This window comes from Kitasatospora aureofaciens (assembly GCF_019192735.1).
Lineage (GTDB): Bacteria > Actinomycetota > Actinomycetes > Streptomycetales > Streptomycetaceae > Kitasatospora > Kitasatospora aureofaciens_A.
In genome coordinates this window covers 32,165-50,172 of sequence record NZ_JAHTKP010000011.1, presented here as the reverse complement: position 1 = coordinate 50,172, position 18,008 = coordinate 32,165, and the positions used below count along the sequence as shown (strand labels likewise).

The following is an 18,008-nucleotide window of genomic DNA, read 5'->3' as shown; positions in this document are numbered from 1 at the left end:
GCGCACCGAAGCCAATCGGTGGCCCCCCACTCCCATGCCCGGACCCTCCGTTCAAGTCCGGGCCACAATCCGGGAGTTGGGTTTTGTACAAGCTGCTGTTCGACCTCGTCCTCAAGAAGATGGACCCCGAGAAGGCGCACCACCTCGCCTTCTTCTGGATCCGGCTCGCCTCCTCGGTGCCCGGCCTGCGCACCCTCGTCCGGCTGGTGCTCGCCCCGCGCGACCGGGCGCTGCGCACCAACGCCCTCGGTCTCGACCTGCCCGGCCCCTTCGGGCTCGCGGCCGGTTTCGACAAGAACGGCGTCGGGATCGACGGCCTGGCGATGCTCGGCTTCGACTACGTCGAGATCGGCACCATCACCGGTGAGCCCCAGCCCGGCAACCCGGCGCCGCGGCTGTTCCGCCTGGTCGAGGACCGCGCGCTGATCAACCGGATGGGCTTCAACAACCAGGGCTCGGCCCGGGTCGCCGCCCGCCTGGCCGCCCGCCCGCACACCAGCTCCACCCCGGTGGTCGGCGTCAACATCGGCAAGACCAAGGTGGTCGAGGAGGCCGACGCGGTCGCCGACTACGTCAAGTCCACCGAGCGGCTGGCCAAGTACGCCGACTACCTGGTGGTCAACGTCAGCTCGCCGAACACCCCCGGGCTGCGCAACCTCCAGGCCGTCGACCACCTGCGCCCGCTGCTCTCCGCCGTCCGCGAGGCCGCCGACCGCACCACCGCGCACCAGGTGCCGCTGCTGGTGAAGATCGCCCCCGACCTGGCCGACGAGGACATCGACGCGGTCGCCGACCTCGCCCTGGAACTGGGCCTGGACGGCATCATCGCCACCAACACCACGATCGGCCGCGAGGGCCTGCGGGCCGACGCCGCGCGGGTCGAGGAGATCGGCATGGGCGGCCTGTCCGGCGCCCCGCTCAAGGCCCGCGCGCTGGAGGTGCTCCAGCGGCTGCGCGCCCGCACCGAGGGGCGGCTGACGCTGGTCTCGGTGGGCGGGGTGGAGACCGCCGAGGACGCCTGGCAGCGGATCATCCACGGCGCCGACCTGGTGCAGGGCTACAGCGCCTTCATCTACGAGGGCCCGTTCTGGTGCCGCCGCATCCACAAGGGCCTGTCGGCCCGGGTCCGAGGCGCGGGCTTCCGCGACCTGGCGGCGGCGGTCGGCAGCGCCGTCCGCGCCTCGTGAACGGCCGCTCCTCGTGATCGGCTGCTCCTCGTGAACCGCCGCACCTTGTGAACCCCCGACCTCGTTGAACCCCTGCACGACCATCGGAAGGACGACATGACCCTCGCCCCGTTCGGCGCTCGGCTGCGCCAGGCCCTCGACACCCGCGGCCAGCTCTGCGTCGGCATCGACCCGCACGCCTCCCTGCTCGCCGCCTGGGGGCTCGGTGACGACATCGCCGGCCTGGAGACCTTCAGCCGCACCGTGGTCGAGGCGCTGGCCGACCGGGTCGCCGTGCTCAAGCCGCAGGCCGCCTTCTTCGAGCGCTTCGGCAGCAAGGGCGTCGCGGTGCTGGAGAAGACCGTCGAGGAGGCCCGCGCGGCCGGGGCGCTGGTCCTGATGGACGCCAAGCGCGGCGACATCGGCTCCACCATGGCCGCCTACGCCGAGGCCTTCCTCGCGCCCGGCAGCCCGCTGTTCTCGGACGCCCTCACGGTCAGCCCGTACCTGGGCTTCGGCTCGCTGCGCCCGGCGCTGGACCTGGCCCGGGAGCACGGCGGCGGCGTGTTCGCGCTGGCGCTGACCTCCAACCCGGAGGGCGGCGAGGTGCAGCGCGCGGTCGGCGCGGACGGCGAGCCGGTCGCGGCCTCGGTGCTGCGGCAGCTGGCGGCCGAGAACGCCGGCGCCGAGCCGCTCGGCTCGTTCGGTGCGGTGGTCGGCGCGACGCTCGCGGACGCGGGCGTGGACCTGGCGATCAACGGGCCGCTGCTGGCCCCCGGCATCGGCGCCCAGGGGGCGACCATGGCCGACCTGCCGCGGGTGTTCGGCGCCTCGGTGCGCAACGTGGTACCGAGCGTCAGCCGGGACGTGCTCAAGCACGGCCCGTCGGTGCCGGCGCTGCGGGAGGCCGCCGAGCGTTTCGTGGGTGAGGCCGCCGTCGCGGTGAAGTAGGGCGCGGTTAACTGGCGGGCGCGGGTGGCTCGGTAGCCGTCCGGTGACCCTGTGCAGTGTGCGCAGGACCTGGCGGTACCGGATCAGTTGACGTGAGCGCCGTCACATCGGCGGTGTCAAAGTCTCGCAATCGCGGTCATTTTGCCCCGGAAAGTCCTGGTCGGCCTTGGCTGACCAGGACTTTTCGTGTTCTTTTCCTGACGTGGCGCCGCAATCCGGGTAGTGTCCGGCGATAGGTCATCGAAGAGCCGCGATTCTCGTAGCTCCCGCAGGTCAGGGCCCTGGGGTTCCACTTGCGGAGGTGTCCTGGAGAACCAAACCAGTCATAGCTCAATCCCTTCCTTCCACACCCTGAGGTGAACGGCGTGGCTCTTCCGCCCCTTACCCCTGAACAGCGCACCGCCGCGCTCGCCAAGGCCGCCGAGGCTCGCCGGGAGCGCGCCGAGGTCAAGAACCGGCTCAAGCACTCCGGCGCCTCCCTGCACGAGGTGATCAAGGCCGGCAAGGCCGACAACGATGTCATCGGCAAGATGAAGGTTTCCGCCCTGCTGGAGTCGCTTCCGGGCGTCGGCAAGGTCCGGGCCAAGCAGATCATGGAGCGTCTCGGCATCAGCGAGAGCCGGCGCGTCCGCGGTCTCGGCACGAACCAGATCGCCTCCCTGGAGCGGGAGTTCGGCGGCGGTGCCGCCTGACCGTGCCCCCGTGGTCCCGGGATCGTCCGCGATCCGGGATAATCGGTGCATGAGTGAGCGTCCGCGGCTGACCGTGCTCTCCGGCCCTTCGGGGGTCGGCAAGAGCACGGTCGTCGCTCATATGAGGAAGCAGCACCCCGAGGTCTGGCTCTCGGTGTCGGCGACGACCCGCCACCCGAGGCCCGGCGAGCAGAACGGGGTCCAGTACCACTTCGTCGACAACGACGAGTTCGACAAGCTGATCGCCAACGGCGAGCTGCTGGAGTGGGCCGTCTTCGCCGGCAACCGCTACGGCACCCCGCGGTCGGCGGTGCTGGAGAAGCTGGAGCGCGGCGAGCCCGTGCTGCTGGAGATCGACCTGCAGGGTGCCCGGCAGGTACGCGAGTCGATGCCCGAGGCGCAGCTCGTCTTCCTGGCCCCGCCGAGCTGGGACGAGCTGGTCCGCCGGCTGACCGGCCGGGGCACCGAGCTGCAGGACGTGATCGAGAAGCGGCTGGAGGCTGCGAAGGTCGAGCTCGCGGCCGAGCCGGAGTTCGACACGACTCTTGTCAACACCTCGGTCGAGCAGGTAGCGGCCGAACTGCTAGCCTTGCTCGGTGTAGGCTGACCTGTCTGTCTTTCCCACCCTTTCGGAAGGTTTTCGCGTGTCCTCTTCCATGACCGCGCCCGAGGGCATCATCAACCCGCCGATCGACGAGCTGCTTGAGGCCACCGACTCCAAGTACAGCCTCGTGATCTACGCCGCCAAGCGTGCGCGCCAGATCAACGCGTACTACTCGCAGCTCGGTGAGGGTCTGCTGGAGTATGTCGGCCCGCTGGTCGACACCCACGTGCACGAGAAGCCGCTGTCGATCGCGCTGCGCGAGATCAACGCGGGCATGCTGACCGCCGAGGCGATCGAGGCTGCCTGAGGCAGTCGCGTGTTCTGACGCGTTCTCGTGTGTTCTCCGGAAGGGCCTGGCGGAATCGTTTCCGCCGGGCCCTTCGGCGTACCCGGGGTGGTTGTGCGGGGGAGCACAGTGCGGGTGATCGCTGAGGGGTCGTAGGGTGTGCACGTTCCAGACGTTCCGTGCGTTCCAGACGTGGGGGAGCGTGGTGTTGTGGAGGAGAGCGGGAGTATGAGCGCGACTTCGGACCGGACCGGCGCGGACGCCCCGCGCGTTGTCCTCGGCGTCAGCGGCGGCATCGCCGCCTACAAGGCGTGCGAGCTGCTCCGCCGGTTCACCGAGTCCGGCCACCAGGTCACCGTGGTGCCCACCGCCGCCGCGCTGCACTTCGTCGGCGAGGCCACCTGGGCCGCCCTCTCCGGCCGCCCGGCCGCCACCGAGACCTGGGAGCGCGTGCACGAGGTGCCGCACGTGCGGATCGGCCAGCAGGCCGACCTGGTCGTCGTCGCCCCCGCCACCGCGGACCTGATCGCCAAGGCCGCCCACGGCCTCGCCGACGACCTGCTCACCAACACCCTGCTCACCGCCCGCTGTCCGGTCGTGGTCGTGCCCGCCATGCACACCGAGATGTGGGAGCACCCGGCCACCCGGGACAACGTCGCCACGCTGCGCCGCCGGGGCGTCATCGTGCTGGAGCCGGCCGTCGGGCGGCTCACCGGCAAGGACACCGGCAAGGGGCGGCTGCCCGAGCCGTCCGCGATCTTCGACGCCTGCCGGGCCGTGCTGCGCCGCGGCGGTGCCGTACCGACCGACCTGGCGGGCCGGCACGTGGTCGTCTCGGCCGGCGGCACCCGGGAGCCGCTGGACCCGGTGCGCTTCCTCGGCAACCGCTCCTCCGGCAAGCAGGGCTACGCGCTCGCCGTGACGGCGGCGGCGCGCGGGGCGCGGGTGACCTTGGTCTCGGCCAACGCGGAACTGCCGGATCCGGCCGGGGTGGACGTGGTGCACGTCTCGACCGCACTGGAGCTGCGGGAGGCTGCGCTGAACGCCGCTGCGGACGCGGACGCCGTGGTCATGGCCGCCGCCGTCGCCGACTTCCGGCCCGCCGAGTACGCCAGCGGCAAGATCAAGAAGGTCGAGGGGGTCGAGCCGGCGCCGGTCGCGCTGGTCCGCAACCCCGACGTCCTGGCCGAGCTGTCGGCCCACCGCCCCCGTTCGGGCCAACTCGTCGTGGGTTTCGCGGCGGAGACCGACGACGTGCTCGCGAACGGCCGCGCCAAGCTCGCCCGCAAGGGCTGTGACCTGCTCGTCGTCAACGAGGTGGGCAACGGCAAGGCCTTCGGCACGGACGTCAACGAGGCCGTGGTGCTGGGCTCCGACGGCAGTGAGACGGCCGTCCCGGTGGGCCCCAAGGAGGCGCTCGCGGACGTCGTCTGGGATCTGGTCGCGAAGCGGCTGGAAACGGTCGGAAGCTGATCGAAAGACGACGGGGATCGGTTGGAGAACCGTCCCGCTTTTTGGGAAGCGGGTGACGTTCGGCGGAACCCGACCGTTACACTCCAGGAATCAAGTCTTTCCGGATGTCCCCGGTTCGCCGGGGGCCTTCAGTCAGCAGCCGCTGCAACCCCAGGGAGCGCTGTGTCTCGCCGCCTGTTCACCTCGGAGTCCGTGACCGAGGGACACCCCGACAAGATCGCTGACCAGATCAGCGACACCATCCTTGACGCTCTCCTCCGGGAGGACCCGACGTCCCGGGTCGCCGTGGAGACGCTCATCACCACCGGCCAGGTGCACGTGGCCGGCGAGGTGACCACCAAGGCGTACGCGCCGATCGCCCAGCTCGTCCGGGACAAGATCCTGGAGATCGGCTACGACAGCTCCAAGAAGGGCTTCGACGGCGCCTCCTGCGGCGTTTCGGTGTCCATCGGTGCGCAGTCGCCCGACATTGCGCAGGGTGTGGACAGCGCGTACGAGGCCCGGGTCGGGGGCTCCACCCAGAGCGAAGACGCTGATGACCTGGACAAGCAGGGTGCCGGCGACCAGGGCCTGATGTTCGGCTACGCGTCCGACGAGACGCCCGAGCTGATGCCGCTGCCGATCACGCTGGCGCACCGTCTGTCGCGCCGCCTGACCGAGGTGCGCAAGAACGGGACCATCCCCTACCTGCGCCCCGACGGCAAGACCCAGGTCACCATCGAGTACGACGGCGACAAGGCCGTCCGCCTGGACACCGTCGTCGTCTCCACCCAGCACGCCTCCGACATCGACCTGGAGTCGCTGCTCACCCCGGACATCCGCGAGTTCGTCGTGGAGCCGGAGCTGAAGGCGCTGGCCGAGCAGGGCATCAAGCTCGTCACCGACGGTTACCGCCTGCTGGTGAACCCGACCGGTCGTTTCGAGATCGGTGGCCCGATGGGTGACGCGGGTCTGACCGGCCGCAAGATCATCATCGACACGTACGGCGGCATGGCCCGCCACGGTGGTGGCGCGTTCTCGGGCAAGGACCCGTCCAAGGTGGACCGTTCGGCCGCGTACGCGATGCGCTGGGTGGCGAAGAACATCGTCGCCGCCGGTCTGGCGCGCCGGGCCGAGGTGCAGGTCGCGTACGCGATCGGCAAGGCCGAGCCGGTGGGTCTGTTCGTGGAGACCTTCGGTACCGAGTCGGTGCCGGTGCTGGCGATCCAGAAGGCCGTCAGCGAGGTGTTCGACCTGCGTCCGGCCGCGATCATCCGCGACCTGGACCTGCTGCGGCCGATCTACTCGCAGACCGCCGCGTACGGCCACTTCGGCCGTGAGCTGCCGGACTTCACCTGGGAGCGGACCGACCGGGTGGAGCAGCTGAAGGCTGCTGTGCAGGACTGAGCCGGCTGAGTTCGTTTGAGCTTGCTTGAAAGCGGCGCCTACCCCCGGGCGGGGGTGGGCGCCACTTTTGTGCACTGTGTCGGTGTGACCTGGTAGTACTTGGGAGCGATGAGCAGCACAGGGGAGAACGGGTCGGAGCCGGAGCAGCTGGCGTTCATCCGGGAGACGGTCCGCCGGGCCAAGCCCCGGACGTGGCGCGGCGCGAAGCGGGCGGAGCAGCTGCCGGTGGCCCGGGTCGTGGTCGACAAGGGCGTGCTGACCATCGACAAGTTCTTCGACTACGAGGTGCCGGCCGCGATGGCCGAGGAGGCCCAGCCCGGTGTCCGGGTGCGGGTGCGCTTCGGGGCACGTGTGGTGAAGGGCCAGCGCGAGGGCGGGGAGCTGCACGACGGCTTCATCGTCGCCCGGCTGGAGAAGAGCGACTTCCCCGGCCCGCTCGCCCCGCTCGCCCAGGTGCTCTCGCCGGAGCCCGTGCTCAGCCCGCAGCTGCTGCGCCTGTGCCGGACCGTCGCCGACCGGTATGCCGGCACCCTCGCGGACGTCCTCCAGCTGGCCGTTCCGCCCCGGCACGCCAAGGCCGAGGCCGAGCCTTCCCCGCCGCCCGGCCCGCGCCCGCCGGTGCCTTCTTCCGGTGGCTGGCAGCGTTACCCGGCCGGGCCCGACTTCCTCGCCGCGCTGGCCGGGGGCGGCGCGCCGCGCGCCGTCTGGGCGGCGCTGCCCGGCCCCGGCTGGCCGTACGAGATCGCGCGGGCCGTCGCCGCGACGCTGGCCGGCGGGCGCGGCGCGCTGGTCGTCCTGCCGGACGGGCGGTCGGTGGCCCGGGTGGACCAAGCCCTGACCGAGCTGCTCGGCGAGGGCATGCACGCCGCACTGGAGGCCGACCTCGGCCCGCGGGAGCGCTACCGGCGCTGGCTCGCGGTGAGCCGCGGCTCGGTGCACGCCGCCATCGGCACGCGCGCCACCATGTTCGCGCCGGTGCGGGACCTCGGGCTGGTCGTGGTCTGGTCCGACGGCGACAGCAGCCACAGCGATCCGCGCGCGCCGCATCCGCACGTGCGCGAGGTCGCGCTGCTGCGCGCCGCCGAGGAGGGCGCCGCCGTGCTGCTCGGCGGCCACGCGGTGACGGTGGAGGGCGCGCAGCTGGTCAGCACCGGGTGGGCGCGTCCGCTGGTCGCGGACCGGGAGACCGTGCGGCAGGTCGCGCCCCGGGTGCGGACGGTCACCGACCAGGACCAGTACCGGGACGCCGCCGCGCAGGCCGCCCGGCTGCCGTCGGTGGCCTGGGAGGCCGCCCGGGAGTCGCTCGCGGCCGGGCACCCGGTGCTCATCCAGGTGCCCCGGCGCGGCTACGTCCCCCGGCTGGCCTGCGGGCGCTGCCGGACGCCGGCCCGCTGCAGGCGGTGCGAGGGCCCGCTGGAGGCGCCGTCCGCCGATGCTGCGCTGTGTTGTGGGTGGTGCGGGGAGTCGGAGAACGACTGGCACTGCGCCGAGTGCGGGTCCTTCCGGCTGCGGGCGCAGGTGGTGGGCGCGCGGCGGACGGCGGAGGAACTGGGGAAGGCGTTCCCGCGCATTCCCGTGCGGACCTCCGGGCGGGACGCGGTGCTGGCCACCGTGCCGGACGAGCCCTCGCTGGTGATCTCCACGCCCGGGGCGGAGCCCGTCGTCGAGGGCGGATCCGAGTACGGGGCCGCGCTGCTGCTGGACGGGTGGGCGCTGCTGAGCCGGCCCGACCTGCGGGCCGGTGAGGAGACGCTGCGGCTCTGGCTGGCTGCTGCGGCCCTGGTCCGGCCCGTGGAGGAGGGCGGGACGGTCGTCGTGGTCGCGGAGCCGTCCGCACGGCCGGTGCAGGCCCTGGTGCGGTGGGACCCGCTCGGGCACGCCGGGCTGGAGCGGGACGAGCGGGCGCAGCTGCACTTCCCGCCGGTGTCGCGGATGGCGTCGGTGGCGGGGAGCCCGGCGGCGGTGGCCGACCTGCTGGGGCTGATCCGGCTGCCGGAAGGCGCGGACGTGCTCGGGCCGGTGCCCGTCCCGGCACTGCGCGGGGAGGAGCAGGAGCGCGCCCTGCTGCGGGTGCCGCCCGGACAGGGGGCGGCGCTGGCGGCGGCGCTCAAGGCGGCGCAGATCGCGCGGATCGCGCTGCGGACGCCGGAGGCGGTGCGGGTGCGGATGGATCCGTTGGATATCGGGTGAGGTGGGCTCGGTAGCGGGTGGGGTCCGGTAGCGGGTGGGGTTCGGTCGTGGATGAGGTTCGTTGGAGGGTGAGGTTGCGGCGGGGGCGGGGTGAGTGGGCCACCCCGCCCCGGATGGCCCTCCCTTCTGACGGGGAGGGGTCAGCCGCGCAGGGGGATGCCGGTGCGGTCGATCGGGGTGCGGTCGACGGGGGACCGGTCGGGGGTGCCGCGGTCCATGGCCGTTCTGTCCATGGCGCTGCGGTCGAGGGCGTTGCGCTCCAGACTGGAGCGGTCCAGGCCGCCCTGGCGGGCTGCCGGGACGGTGGCGGCGAGGCCGCCGGACGCGCCCGGGGTGGGCAGGTCCTCGGAACGGTCCGGGCGGCTCGGGCCCGGGACGGCGCCGCTGGCGGCGAGCAGTTCGCTGGTCGGGCGGCGCATCCCGTAACGGCGGTGCACCGCCTGCTTGGTGACGCCGAGCGCCGAGCCCACCGAGTCCCAGGAGAAGCCGAGCGCCCGGTCGAACTCGACCGCCGCCGCCACCAGCGTCTCCACGCTCTCCCGCAGCTCCTGCGCCAGGCGCACGGTCGGCGCGGGCGCCCGCCCGTACACCACGAACCCGGCCGACGTACTGGGCCGGCGCGGCCGGTAGACGTTGCCCAGCTGGGCGGTGAGCGTCCGCAGCGCGTCGACCTGCCGCCTCACCCGCTCGATGTCCCGCACCAGCAGGTGCAGGCTCGCCCGCGCCCGGGCGTCGTGGTTGATCTGCTCGGCCATGGCCTACGTGCCACCTTCCGTACGGTTCGGCTCGGCCGGAGCGCCGTGTCCCGTGCGCCCCGGCCCCGGTCAATCTCACTTGACCAACGCCGAAGCGGGGGCCGGGGTAACGCGGCGGATCGGAGTAGGGATATGCCAGAACGCGATGCGGGCGGCAGTGGACGGGCTTCCGGCCGTGGTGGGTGGGCTCGGTGCGTTGCATAGACTTACGGCGAACCAACTGCGAACGAGTCGTTGCCCGCAGCCCGTACTTTCGACGTTTTCGACGTCCTTTCGACGGACAGGAGCCCGTACCCCGTGGCGATCCAGCCGATCCGTCTCTTCGGAGACCCCGTCCTGCGAGCCACCGCCCAGCCGGTGACCACGTTCGACAAGGAGCTGCGCACCCTGGTCCGGGATCTCGCCGACACCATGCTCGACGCCCCCGGCGCCGGCCTTGCCGCGCCCCAACTCGGCGTCTCCCTGCGAGTGTTCACCTACCACGTGGACGGCGTCACCGGCCATCTGATCAACCCGGACCTGTCGCTGAGCGAGGAGGAGCAGGACGGCCCCGAGGGCTGCCTCTCCCTGCCCGGCCTGCGGTACGACACCACGCGCGCGTACGGCGTCGTCGCCAAGGGCTTCAACATGTACGGCGATCCGGTCACGCTGGAGGGCACCCAGCTGCTCGCCCGCTGCATCCAGCACGAGACCGACCACCTCGACGGCATCATCTTCATCGACCGGCTCGACCGCGAGCAGCGCAAGGCCGCGCTGAAGGCGATCCGGGAGACGGACTGGGGCGGCGCGCCCGCGCCGGTCGTGAAGGTGTCGCCGCACAGTACGTTCGGCGCGGCGCGCTGAGTTCTCTTTTCAGTCTCTGTTCGTAGAAAGGCACTTGATGCGTCTCGTCTTCGCCGGCACCCCCGAGGTCGCCGTTCCCGCCCTGGACGCCCTGCTCGCCTCCGACCGGCACGAGGTCGTCGCGGTGGTCACCCGCCCCGACGCGCCCGCCGGGCGGGGCCGCAAGCTGGTCGCCAGCCCCGTCGCCCAGCGCGCGGAGGAGGCCGGGATCGAGGTCCTCAAGCCGGCGAAGCCGAGCGACCCGGGGTTCGTCGCCCGGCTCACCGAACTTGCCCCCGACTGCTGCCCGGTGGTCGCCTACGGCGCCCTGCTGCGCCCCGGCACCCTGGAGATCCCCAAGCACGGCTGGGTCAACCTGCACTTCTCGCTGCTGCCCGCCTGGCGCGGCGCCGCGCCGGTCCAGCACGCGGTGCTGGCGGGCGACGAGGTCACCGGGGCGTCCACCTTCCTGATCGAGCAGGGCCTGGACTCCGGCCCGGTCTACGGCGTGATCACCGAGGAGATCCGGCCGACCGACACCAGCGGCGAACTGCTCACCCGGCTGTCCCTCTCCGGCGCCCGGCTGCTCGCCGCGACCATGGACGGCATCGAGGACGGCTCGCTGCACGCCGTGCCGCAGCCGGCCGAGGGCGTCACGCTCGCGCCGAAGATCACCGTCGAGGACGCGCGGATCGAGTGGACCCACCCCGCGCTGCGGATCGACCGCGTCGTGCGCGGCTGCGCCCCGGCGCCGGGCGCGTGGACGGAGTTCCGCGGCGAGCGGCTGAAGGTGACCGGGCCGGTCAGGCTGCTGCCGGAGGCGGCCGGGCTGGCGCCCGGCGAGGTGGCGATGGTCGGCAAGAACAGCGTGCGGGTCGGTACCGGCAGCCACGAGATCGAGCTCGGCGAGGTGCGTCCGCAGGGGAAGAAGGAGATGCGGGCGGCGGACTGGGCGCGCGGGGCGCGGCTGGAGGCCGGGGAGCGGTTCGGGGCCTAGGGCCGAGGGCCGGTAGGGGTGGGGTCCGGTGGGAGCTGGACCTCACGTTTAGCGTTACTGTTCGTTTGATAACCACCTGATAACCACCGCAGCACTTTGAGGTCATTGTGAGCACGCCCCCCGGTGACAAGCGCGCCCCCCGTCCGCACCGCCGGCCCAAGAAGGACCCGGCCCGGATCGTTGCGTTCCGCGCCCTGCGCGCCGTCGACGAGCGCGACGCGTACGCCAACCTGATCCTGCCGTCGCTGCTCCGCGAGGCCGAGCAGAAGGGCATGGACCGACGCGACGCCGCCCTCGCCACCGAGCTCGTCTACGGCACCCTGCGCCTCCAGGGCACCTACGACGCGATCATCGCCGCCTGCATCGACCGGCCGCTCGGCAAGGTCGACCCGCCGGTGCTCGACGTGCTCTCGCTCGGCGCCCACCAGCTGCTCACCACCCGCATCCCCACCCATGCGGCCGTCTCGGCCACCGTCGAGCTCGCCCGGGTGGTGCTCGGCGACGGCAAGGCGAAGTTCGTCAACGCCGTGCTGCGCCGGATCAGCGCGCACGACCTGGACGCCTGGATCGAGCAGGTCGCCCCGCCGTACGACAAGGACGCCGAGGACCACCTCGCCGTCGTCCACTCGCACCCGCGCTGGGTCGTCTCCGCGCTCTGGGACTCGCTCGGCCGCTGGCAGCCGGACGCCTCCGGGCGCGCCGCGATGGAGGAGCTGCTGCGCGCCGACAACGAGCGGCCGGAGGTCACGCTGGTCGCCCGGCCCGGGCGGGTCACCGTCGGCGAGCTGGCCGAGGCGCTGCCCGAGGCCGAGCCGGGCCGCTGGTCCCCGTTCGCGCTGCGGCTCGCCGAGGGCGGCGACCCGGGCACGCTGACGGCGGTGCGGGAGAACCGGGCGGGCGTGCAGGACGAGGGCAGCCAGCTAGTCGCGCTCGCCCTGGCGAGCGCTCCGCTGGACGGCCCCGACCGGCTCTGGCTGGACGGCTGCGCGGGCCCCGGCGGCAAGGCCGCGCTGCTCGGCGCGCTGGCCGCCGAGCGCGGCGCGGCGCTCGTCGCCAGCGAGAAGCAGCCGCACCGGGCGCGCCTGGTGGCGCGGGCGCTGGAGGGCAACCCCGGTCCGTACACCGTGATCGCGGCCGACGGGACGCGGCCGGCCTGGCGCGCGGGCGGCTTCGACCGGGTGCTGGTGGACGTGCCGTGCTCCGGGCTGGGCGCGCTGCGCCGCCGCCCCGAGGCGCGCTGGCGGCGGCGTCCGGCGGACGTCGCGGCGTTCGGGCCGCTCCAGCGGGACCTGCTGCGCTCGGCCATCGACGCCACCCGGGTGGGCGGGGTGGTCGGGTACGCGACCTGCTCGCCGCACCTCGCGGAGACCCGGGCCGTCGTCGACGACGTGCTGCGGGCCGAGGGCGGGCGGGTCGAGTGGATCGACGCCCGGCCGCTGCTGCCCGGCGTGCCCGCGCTCGGGGACGGGCCGGACGTGCAGCTCTGGCCGCACCTGCACGGGACGGACGCGATGTACCTGGCGCTGCTGCGGCGGACGGCGTAGTCGAGGGGCTCTCTCTTATGTCGGGGTTGCATCTCCTGTAGGGGGAGGCGCCAGGGTGGTGGCCATGAACGGCGACACGCTCTACTCGATCGGTGACCTGGCACGGCGGACCGGGCTGACGGTCAAGACCGTGCGGTACTACTCGGATCTGGGGATCGTGTCGCCGGCCGACCGCAACCCGGCCGGCCACCGGCGGTACGGCGTCGACGCCGTCGCCCGCCTGGACCTGGTACGGACCCTGCGCGACCTCGGGCTCGGCCTGCCCGTGATCCGGCAGGTGGTCGAGCGGGAGTCGGCGCTGCCCGCCGTCGCGGCGGCGCACGCCGACGCGCTCGACGTCCAGATCCGGGTGCTGCGGCTGCGGCGGGCGGTGCTGCGGGCGGTGGCGCGGCGCGGGGCGACTCCCGAGGAGCTGACTCTCGTGCACCAGCTGGCCCGCCTTTCCACCGACGAACGCAGCCGTCTGATCGGGGACTTCCTGGACGGGGTCTTCGGTGGCCCCGGTTTTGATGCCCGGTTCGCCGGTGTGCGGCGGTCGATGACGCCGGAGCTGCCGGACGACCCGGAGCCCGAACAGGTCGACGCCTGGGTGGAGTTGGCCGAACTCGCGATGGACGACGACTTTCGCGGGCTGCTGCGGCGGCTCGCGGAGGAGGAGGCCGCCGAGGCCGGTGTGGGGTGGCCGCGTCCGGGGCTGGCGGCGGTCGTGCGCGAGCTGGCCGGGCCGGCGGTCGCCGCCGGGATCGATCCGGGGTCGGCTGCGGCGGCTGATGTGGTCGAGGCGGTGGTCGACCGGTACGCCGGGCTGGTGGGCGGCGACCGTTCGGACTCCGTGCGCGCGCGGCTGGTCGAGCGCTTGGCGGTGTTGGGGGATCCGCGGCGGGAGCGGTACCTGGAGTTGCTCGCGGTCGTCAACGGGTGGGCGGCGCCGGAGAGTTGGGCGGCGGAGGCGGAGTGGTTGGGGCAGGCTGCCGGGTGCTCTGCTGTCGGGTGCTCTGCTGTCGGGCGCTGCGCTGTGGGGCGCTCTGCTGCGGGCAGGGGAGGCTGGTGAGGAAGGCGTGGGCCTGGGCACGGAGGTGGTCGATCGGGGGGTTCTCGCAGATCACCTCCAGGCCGAGGCCGGTCGCCTGACCCCGGTGGTAGTAGGACTGGTAGGCGAGGTAGGGGCGGTGGCCGTCGGTCGGGTCGAGCCCGACCGCGAAGGTCGCGAAGTGGGTGCGCTCGTCCGCGGTCCGCGCCTCCTCGGTGCGGGACAACTGCCACTCGAACTCGTACGGTTCGGGCTCGGCGGGCAGGTCCAGCAGTGTCTGGGCGAGCCGGCGGACGTCGTCGGGCCCGTCGAAGGGGAGCGTCTCGGACCAGAGCGGCGCGGCGGCGAGCAGCTCCCAGGACGTTCCGTTGCGGCTGACGGTCAGTGCCCAGTCGCCGTCCGGGTCGTGCCAGTGGCAGCTGAGGATCGGATCCATGGTGGTCAACCTCCCTATGGCGCTTGGCCGTTCGGTTCCCTCATGGTGGCACATCGGGACCGTGGCGCGGCATTCCGGGCGCGCTGCTGGTCAGTCGGCGGCGGGGGCCGGGTGCCAGGGGCGGTCGGGGCGGGTCGGGAGCGCGGCGGCGGTGAGGCGGATGGCGTACACGTCGCGGTCGGTGGCCGGGTGGGGGACCGGGCCGAGGTAGTCGTGGCCGGTCAGGTGGCACCAGGCGGGCAGGTCGAGCGGGGCGGCCGGGTCCGTGGTCTGGATGTGCACCACCGTGCCGGCCGGGTAGCCGGCGATCTGGCCGCGCAGGCGCAGCAGGAGCTGCACGCAGAGCAGGCCGGTGCCGTCGATGCTCAGGTCGGGGGCGGGCGGCTGGACGGTGGTCATCGGGGTGTCTCCTGCGGGCGTCTCTGCGGGCGTCTCTCGGGTCGTGGTCATCGGGGGGTCTGCTGGGTGATGCGCCAGAGGCGGCGGGGTAGTTCGCCCTCGTCGAACGGGTGTACCTCGGTGAGGTGCCAGCCCTCGGCGAGGGCGTCGACGAGGGCGCGGGGGAAGAAGTGCACGGCGAACCCGCCGTTCTCCCAGATGTCGTCCCCATGGCCGGTGCCCGCGCCGTAGTGGGCGTCGCCGGTGTGGCGGACGGTGTAGACGAAGCTGCCGCCCGGGCGCAGGACGCGTCGCACCTCCGCGACCAGGGCGTGGATCTCCTCCGTGGACAGCGCCATGCAGAGCAGCATGTGCGCGAACACCGCGTCGACGGAGGCGTCGGGGAGCGGCAGCGGCTCGCGGACGTCGTGGACGGCGGTGGTGACGCGGTCGGTGAGGCCCTGCTCGGCGGCTGCGGCGCGCAGTTGCTCCAGGCCGGTCGGGCTGAAGTCGGTGGCCAGCACGGTGAAGCCCTCGCGGGCGAGGAACAGGGCGTCCCGGCCGTGGCCCGCGCCCAGCTCCAGGACGTCCCGGGCGCCGGCGGCGGCGAAGACCCGGGCGGCGTGCCGGCCGGGGGCGGAGGGCTGCTCGCCGTACATGCCGGGGTGGGCGTGGTACGTCTGCTGCCAGTGCGCGCGCTGGGCGCCGGCGAGGTCGGGCGCGTCGCCGCGGTCGTGCGTCATGGTCGTGCCCTCGCGATGGTCCGGATCGGTCGTGCGTGCCCAGCCTAGGTCGTCGGGCTGTGGGCAGGGTCGGCCGGGGCGGTCCGTGAGCGGCGGGCGGGGTGCGGGGCGGGCGTGGCCGGAGATGACGACGCCGGGGTGCCTCTGGGGGCACCCCGGCGGGATGTCGGTTGGCGAGGGAAGCGAAGGGACTAGGTTCAAGTGGGATGAGAAGGAAGTCCGTTCATGGCCTCGCCGGGGGAAACGATAGCAGTCACGCCGGGATCAGGTCGCGCAGGTTTTCGGGGGTGATGACGACGGAGTCGGGGTGCAGGCCGTCCGGGCGGGCCAGGCCGATGTAGGTGACGGGGCCGGACGGGAGGGTCTTGCCGTCCCAGAGGGTGGTGGTGCCGTTCATCAGGTCGGTGAGGTGGCGGACGGTGAGGTAGTCGCGTTCGACGATGCCGCGCAGGAGTGTGGCGACCGAGACCCGGTTGCCCTCGACGCGGTTGGAGTTCGGGTTGCCCTTGAGGTACAGGTGCAGCCACTTGGCGCGCCAGGTGCCGTCGGGGCCGCGCAGGAAGGCCAGGGGGAGGGCGACGCGGCCCGGGCCGCGCAGGTCCGACTTCAGGCGGACGGTGCGCGCCTCGAAGGGGCGGCCCTGCTGCTCGGCTTCGCGCAGCATGAAGCCGAAGAAGGACTCCTCGACCTCCTCGAAGCCCTCGCCCGAGTAGATGTTGACCTGCGGGACGATGAACGTGCCGCGCACGGCGCCCAGGCGCAGGTTGATGAACTCCGAGGCGCCGTCGGGGGCGTCGGTGATGTCGCCGGAGTGTTCGCCCTCGACCTGCGTGAGTTCGGTGTAGGAGAGCCAGCAGACCGTCTCGTACGCGTCGTCCAGGAGCAGGGCGGAGAGGTCGAAGTCCGTGGTGCGGCTGGTCTGCTTCCAGTAGACGAAGAAGCGGAGCAGTTCGCCGTCGACCGGGGAGAGGGAGCCGCGGGGCAGCACGCCGAGGCCGGTGGCGGTGGCCTTGCCGCTGAGGGGGAGGGCGACGTCGAGGACGTCGGGGTCGATCAGCAGGTGGGCCGGCTGCGGGAGGCGGCGGCGTATCTCGGCGTCGAGGGCGTCGATCAGGCGCTTGCGCTCGGGGGCGGGCAGGGGCGGGCGGGTGTCGGCGGCGACCCAGGCGCGGCCGAGGCGGTTGGCGAAGACGCGGCGCCCGGTCGGTGCGTCGGTGGTGCGGTTGTGGCTGGTGGTGCGGGTGTGTTCGGTGGTGCGGTTGTGGTCGGTGGTGCGGGTGTGTTCGGTGGTGCGGTTGTGGAGGTGTTCGCGGACCGACAGCAGGACGCGGCCGGCGGTCTGCGGCGCGGCCTGTTCGGCGGCGGCCGTGACGGCGTCGCGTTCGTCCTGGGTGCGGCAGGCGCGCAGCAGGCGGTCCAGGGAGCGGAACAGCTTGGCGGGGGCGGCGGTGAGCAACTGCGCCGCTGCGGTGACGTCGTCGGCGCGGAGGAGTTCGTTGACGTGGCTGTCGAAGGAGCGGGCCTCTCGCTCGCCCCGGGCGACGGCGAAGACCTCGGCGGCGTGCGGCCAGCGCGGATACTCGTGCGGGTGGAGGCGCTCGCCGAGGCGCTTGAACGCCTCGCGGTGGGCGGTGACGTCGGCGAGCTTGGCGGGGTTGGCGGCGATCACCGCGTCGAGGCCGGCGAGCAGGGCGCGGCGGACGGGTCGGGAGAGGGAGCGGAAGCGGGTCCGCTCGGTGAGGGTGACGTCGCCGTCGGACAGGGCGCAGGCCAGGCGGAGCACGTCGGTGACGGTGTCGAGGAGGAGGCCGGCGCCGGCGTCGAGGCGGGCGAGGTTGACGACGGCGCGGTTCTCCCGGACCGGGATCGCCTCGGGCTGCGGGCCGTTGACGCAGTGTCCGGCGAGGACGCCGAGGTCGCGCAGGGTGTTTTCGTTCAGCGGGGTGGTGCTGCCGGCCAGGGCCAGGTAGAGCGCGGTGACTTCGTCGGCCACGGAACCGCCCAGGTGCAGGACCGTCATGCGGTCGCCGGCGGCGGCGATCAGCTCGTCGTGGGCGGCGAGCATCTCGGCGTACGTGTGCTGGTAGTTGCCGTAGGAGGGGAGGGTCAGCAGATCGACCACGCCGGTGCGCAGCTGGGCGAGCGTGCTCTCGCGGGAGGCGTCGTCGGCGAGGGCCCCGGCGATGCACTGCATCCAGAAGTCGAACGTGTCCGGGACGTTGAGGGGGAAGTCGATGAAGTAGGTGTTGTGCCCGACGTGGTCGCCGGCCATCTCGCGGACGGTGTCCAGCGTGTGCCTGGCGGTGTCGACGACCGTCTCTTCGGCCAGCCCGGACAGGTGCTCCAGCAGGCCGGCCGAGAGCTTGAAGCCGACCGACATCAGCGCGGCGTCGAACTGCCGTGCTGTGGCGCCTCCTTGGCCGGCCTGGTCGGAGAGACCGGAGGGGGCGGGGATGCGGTGGGTGTGCCGGATGACCATGGGTTCGAGACGCTCGGACATTCGGGCATGATCCCAGAGCTGTGGGGGGCGATGCACTCCGGTTTTCCCGTAAGTG

General features: G+C 72.9%; 16 protein-coding genes. 12 read left to right on the top strand and 4 right to left on the bottom strand.

The features are described from left to right. Positions 1-83 precede the first annotated feature (83 nt). The 8 genes from KV557_RS13995 (at position 84) to KV557_RS13960 (ending at position 8,748) form a co-directional block, all read left to right on the top strand. A complete protein-coding gene (locus tag KV557_RS13995) occupies positions 84-1,187 on the top strand; it encodes a quinone-dependent dihydroorotate dehydrogenase (RefSeq protein WP_218200227.1) in 1,104 nt (367 codons plus the stop codon). Between the two features lie 96 nt (positions 1,188-1,283). Then, the gene (pyrF, locus tag KV557_RS13990; protein WP_218200226.1) at positions 1,284-2,117 is read left to right on the top strand and encodes an orotidine-5'-phosphate decarboxylase; all 834 of its coding nucleotides are present in this window, start codon (positions 1,284-1,286) and stop codon (positions 2,115-2,117) included. Between the two features lie 365 nt (positions 2,118-2,482). Continuing rightward, positions 2,483-2,809 carry an integration host factor, actinobacterial type gene (gene mihF / locus KV557_RS13985; protein ID WP_030056187.1) on the top strand — a complete coding sequence of 109 codons (327 nt, stop codon included), beginning with the start codon at positions 2,483-2,485 and terminating at the stop codon, positions 2,807-2,809. Between the two features lie 49 nt (positions 2,810-2,858). Next, positions 2,859-3,416 carry a guanylate kinase gene (gene gmk, locus KV557_RS13980; RefSeq protein ID WP_218200225.1) on the top strand — a complete coding sequence of 186 codons (558 nt, stop codon included), beginning with the start codon at positions 2,859-2,861 and terminating at the stop codon, positions 3,414-3,416. Between the two features lie 37 nt (positions 3,417-3,453). Continuing rightward, on the top strand, positions 3,454-3,720 hold the full coding sequence (gene rpoZ / locus KV557_RS13975; protein WP_030240625.1) for a DNA-directed RNA polymerase subunit omega: 267 nt from the start codon (positions 3,454-3,456) through the stop codon (positions 3,718-3,720). A gap of 207 nt (positions 3,721-3,927) precedes the next feature. After that, positions 3,928-5,172 carry a bifunctional phosphopantothenoylcysteine decarboxylase/phosphopantothenate--cysteine ligase CoaBC gene (gene coaBC, locus KV557_RS13970; protein ID WP_218200224.1) on the top strand — a complete coding sequence of 415 codons (1,245 nt, stop codon included), beginning with the start codon at positions 3,928-3,930 and terminating at the stop codon, positions 5,170-5,172. A 162-nt stretch (positions 5,173-5,334) separates the two neighbouring features. Continuing rightward, entirely contained in the window at positions 5,335-6,558 is a 1,224-nt protein-coding gene (gene metK, locus KV557_RS13965; RefSeq protein WP_218200223.1) for a methionine adenosyltransferase, read from the top strand. 108 nt (positions 6,559-6,666) lie between these two features. Next, complete coding sequence (locus KV557_RS13960; protein ID WP_218200222.1) at positions 6,667-8,748, top strand: primosomal protein N'; 2,082 nt, start codon at positions 6,667-6,669, stop codon at positions 8,746-8,748. A gap of 140 nt (positions 8,749-8,888) precedes the next feature. Here the strand turns inward: KV557_RS13960 and KV557_RS42590 are convergent, their stop codons facing one another. Beyond that, on the bottom strand, positions 8,889-9,503 hold the full coding sequence (locus tag KV557_RS42590; protein WP_256177383.1) for a hypothetical protein: 615 nt from the start codon (positions 9,501-9,503) through the stop codon (positions 8,889-8,891). Positions 9,504-9,800: 297 nt separating this feature from the next. Here KV557_RS42590 and def point away from each other — a divergent pair, with 297 nt between their 5' ends. The 4 genes from def to KV557_RS13935 all read left to right on the top strand — a co-directional run bounded on the left by def (position 9,801) and on the right by KV557_RS13935 (position 13,917). Continuing rightward, positions 9,801-10,346 (top strand): peptide deformylase, encoded by a 546-nt coding sequence (gene def, locus KV557_RS13950; protein ID WP_218200221.1) that lies wholly within the window; start codon positions 9,801-9,803, stop codon positions 10,344-10,346. A gap of 37 nt (positions 10,347-10,383) precedes the next feature. Continuing rightward, positions 10,384-11,322 (top strand): methionyl-tRNA formyltransferase, encoded by a 939-nt coding sequence (gene fmt, locus KV557_RS13945; RefSeq protein WP_218200220.1) that lies wholly within the window; start codon positions 10,384-10,386, stop codon positions 11,320-11,322. Positions 11,323-11,429: 107 nt separating this feature from the next. Further along, positions 11,430-12,866 carry an RsmB/NOP family class I SAM-dependent RNA methyltransferase gene (locus KV557_RS13940; protein WP_218200219.1) on the top strand — a complete coding sequence of 479 codons (1,437 nt, stop codon included), beginning with the start codon at positions 11,430-11,432 and terminating at the stop codon, positions 12,864-12,866. A 64-nt stretch (positions 12,867-12,930) separates the two neighbouring features. After that, positions 12,931-13,917, top strand: a complete 987-nt coding sequence (locus KV557_RS13935; protein ID WP_218200218.1) for a MerR family transcriptional regulator — start codon at positions 12,931-12,933, stop codon at positions 13,915-13,917. Positions 13,918-14,422: 505 nt separating this feature from the next. On the opposite strand, the gene KV557_RS13930 is transcribed toward KV557_RS13935, so the two are convergent. The 3 genes from KV557_RS13930 to KV557_RS13920 form a co-directional block, all read right to left on the bottom strand. Beyond that, a complete protein-coding gene (locus KV557_RS13930; protein ID WP_218200217.1) occupies positions 14,423-14,731 on the bottom strand; it encodes a sulfurtransferase TusA family protein in 309 nt (102 codons plus the stop codon). 47 nt (positions 14,732-14,778) lie between these two features. Beyond that, complete coding sequence (locus KV557_RS13925) at positions 14,779-15,453, bottom strand: class I SAM-dependent methyltransferase (RefSeq protein WP_218200216.1); 675 nt, start codon at positions 15,451-15,453, stop codon at positions 14,779-14,781. Between the two features lie 253 nt (positions 15,454-15,706). Continuing rightward, on the bottom strand, positions 15,707-17,953 hold the full coding sequence (locus KV557_RS13920; protein WP_218200215.1) for a hypothetical protein: 2,247 nt from the start codon (positions 17,951-17,953) through the stop codon (positions 15,707-15,709). Positions 17,954-18,008 lie beyond the last annotated feature (55 nt).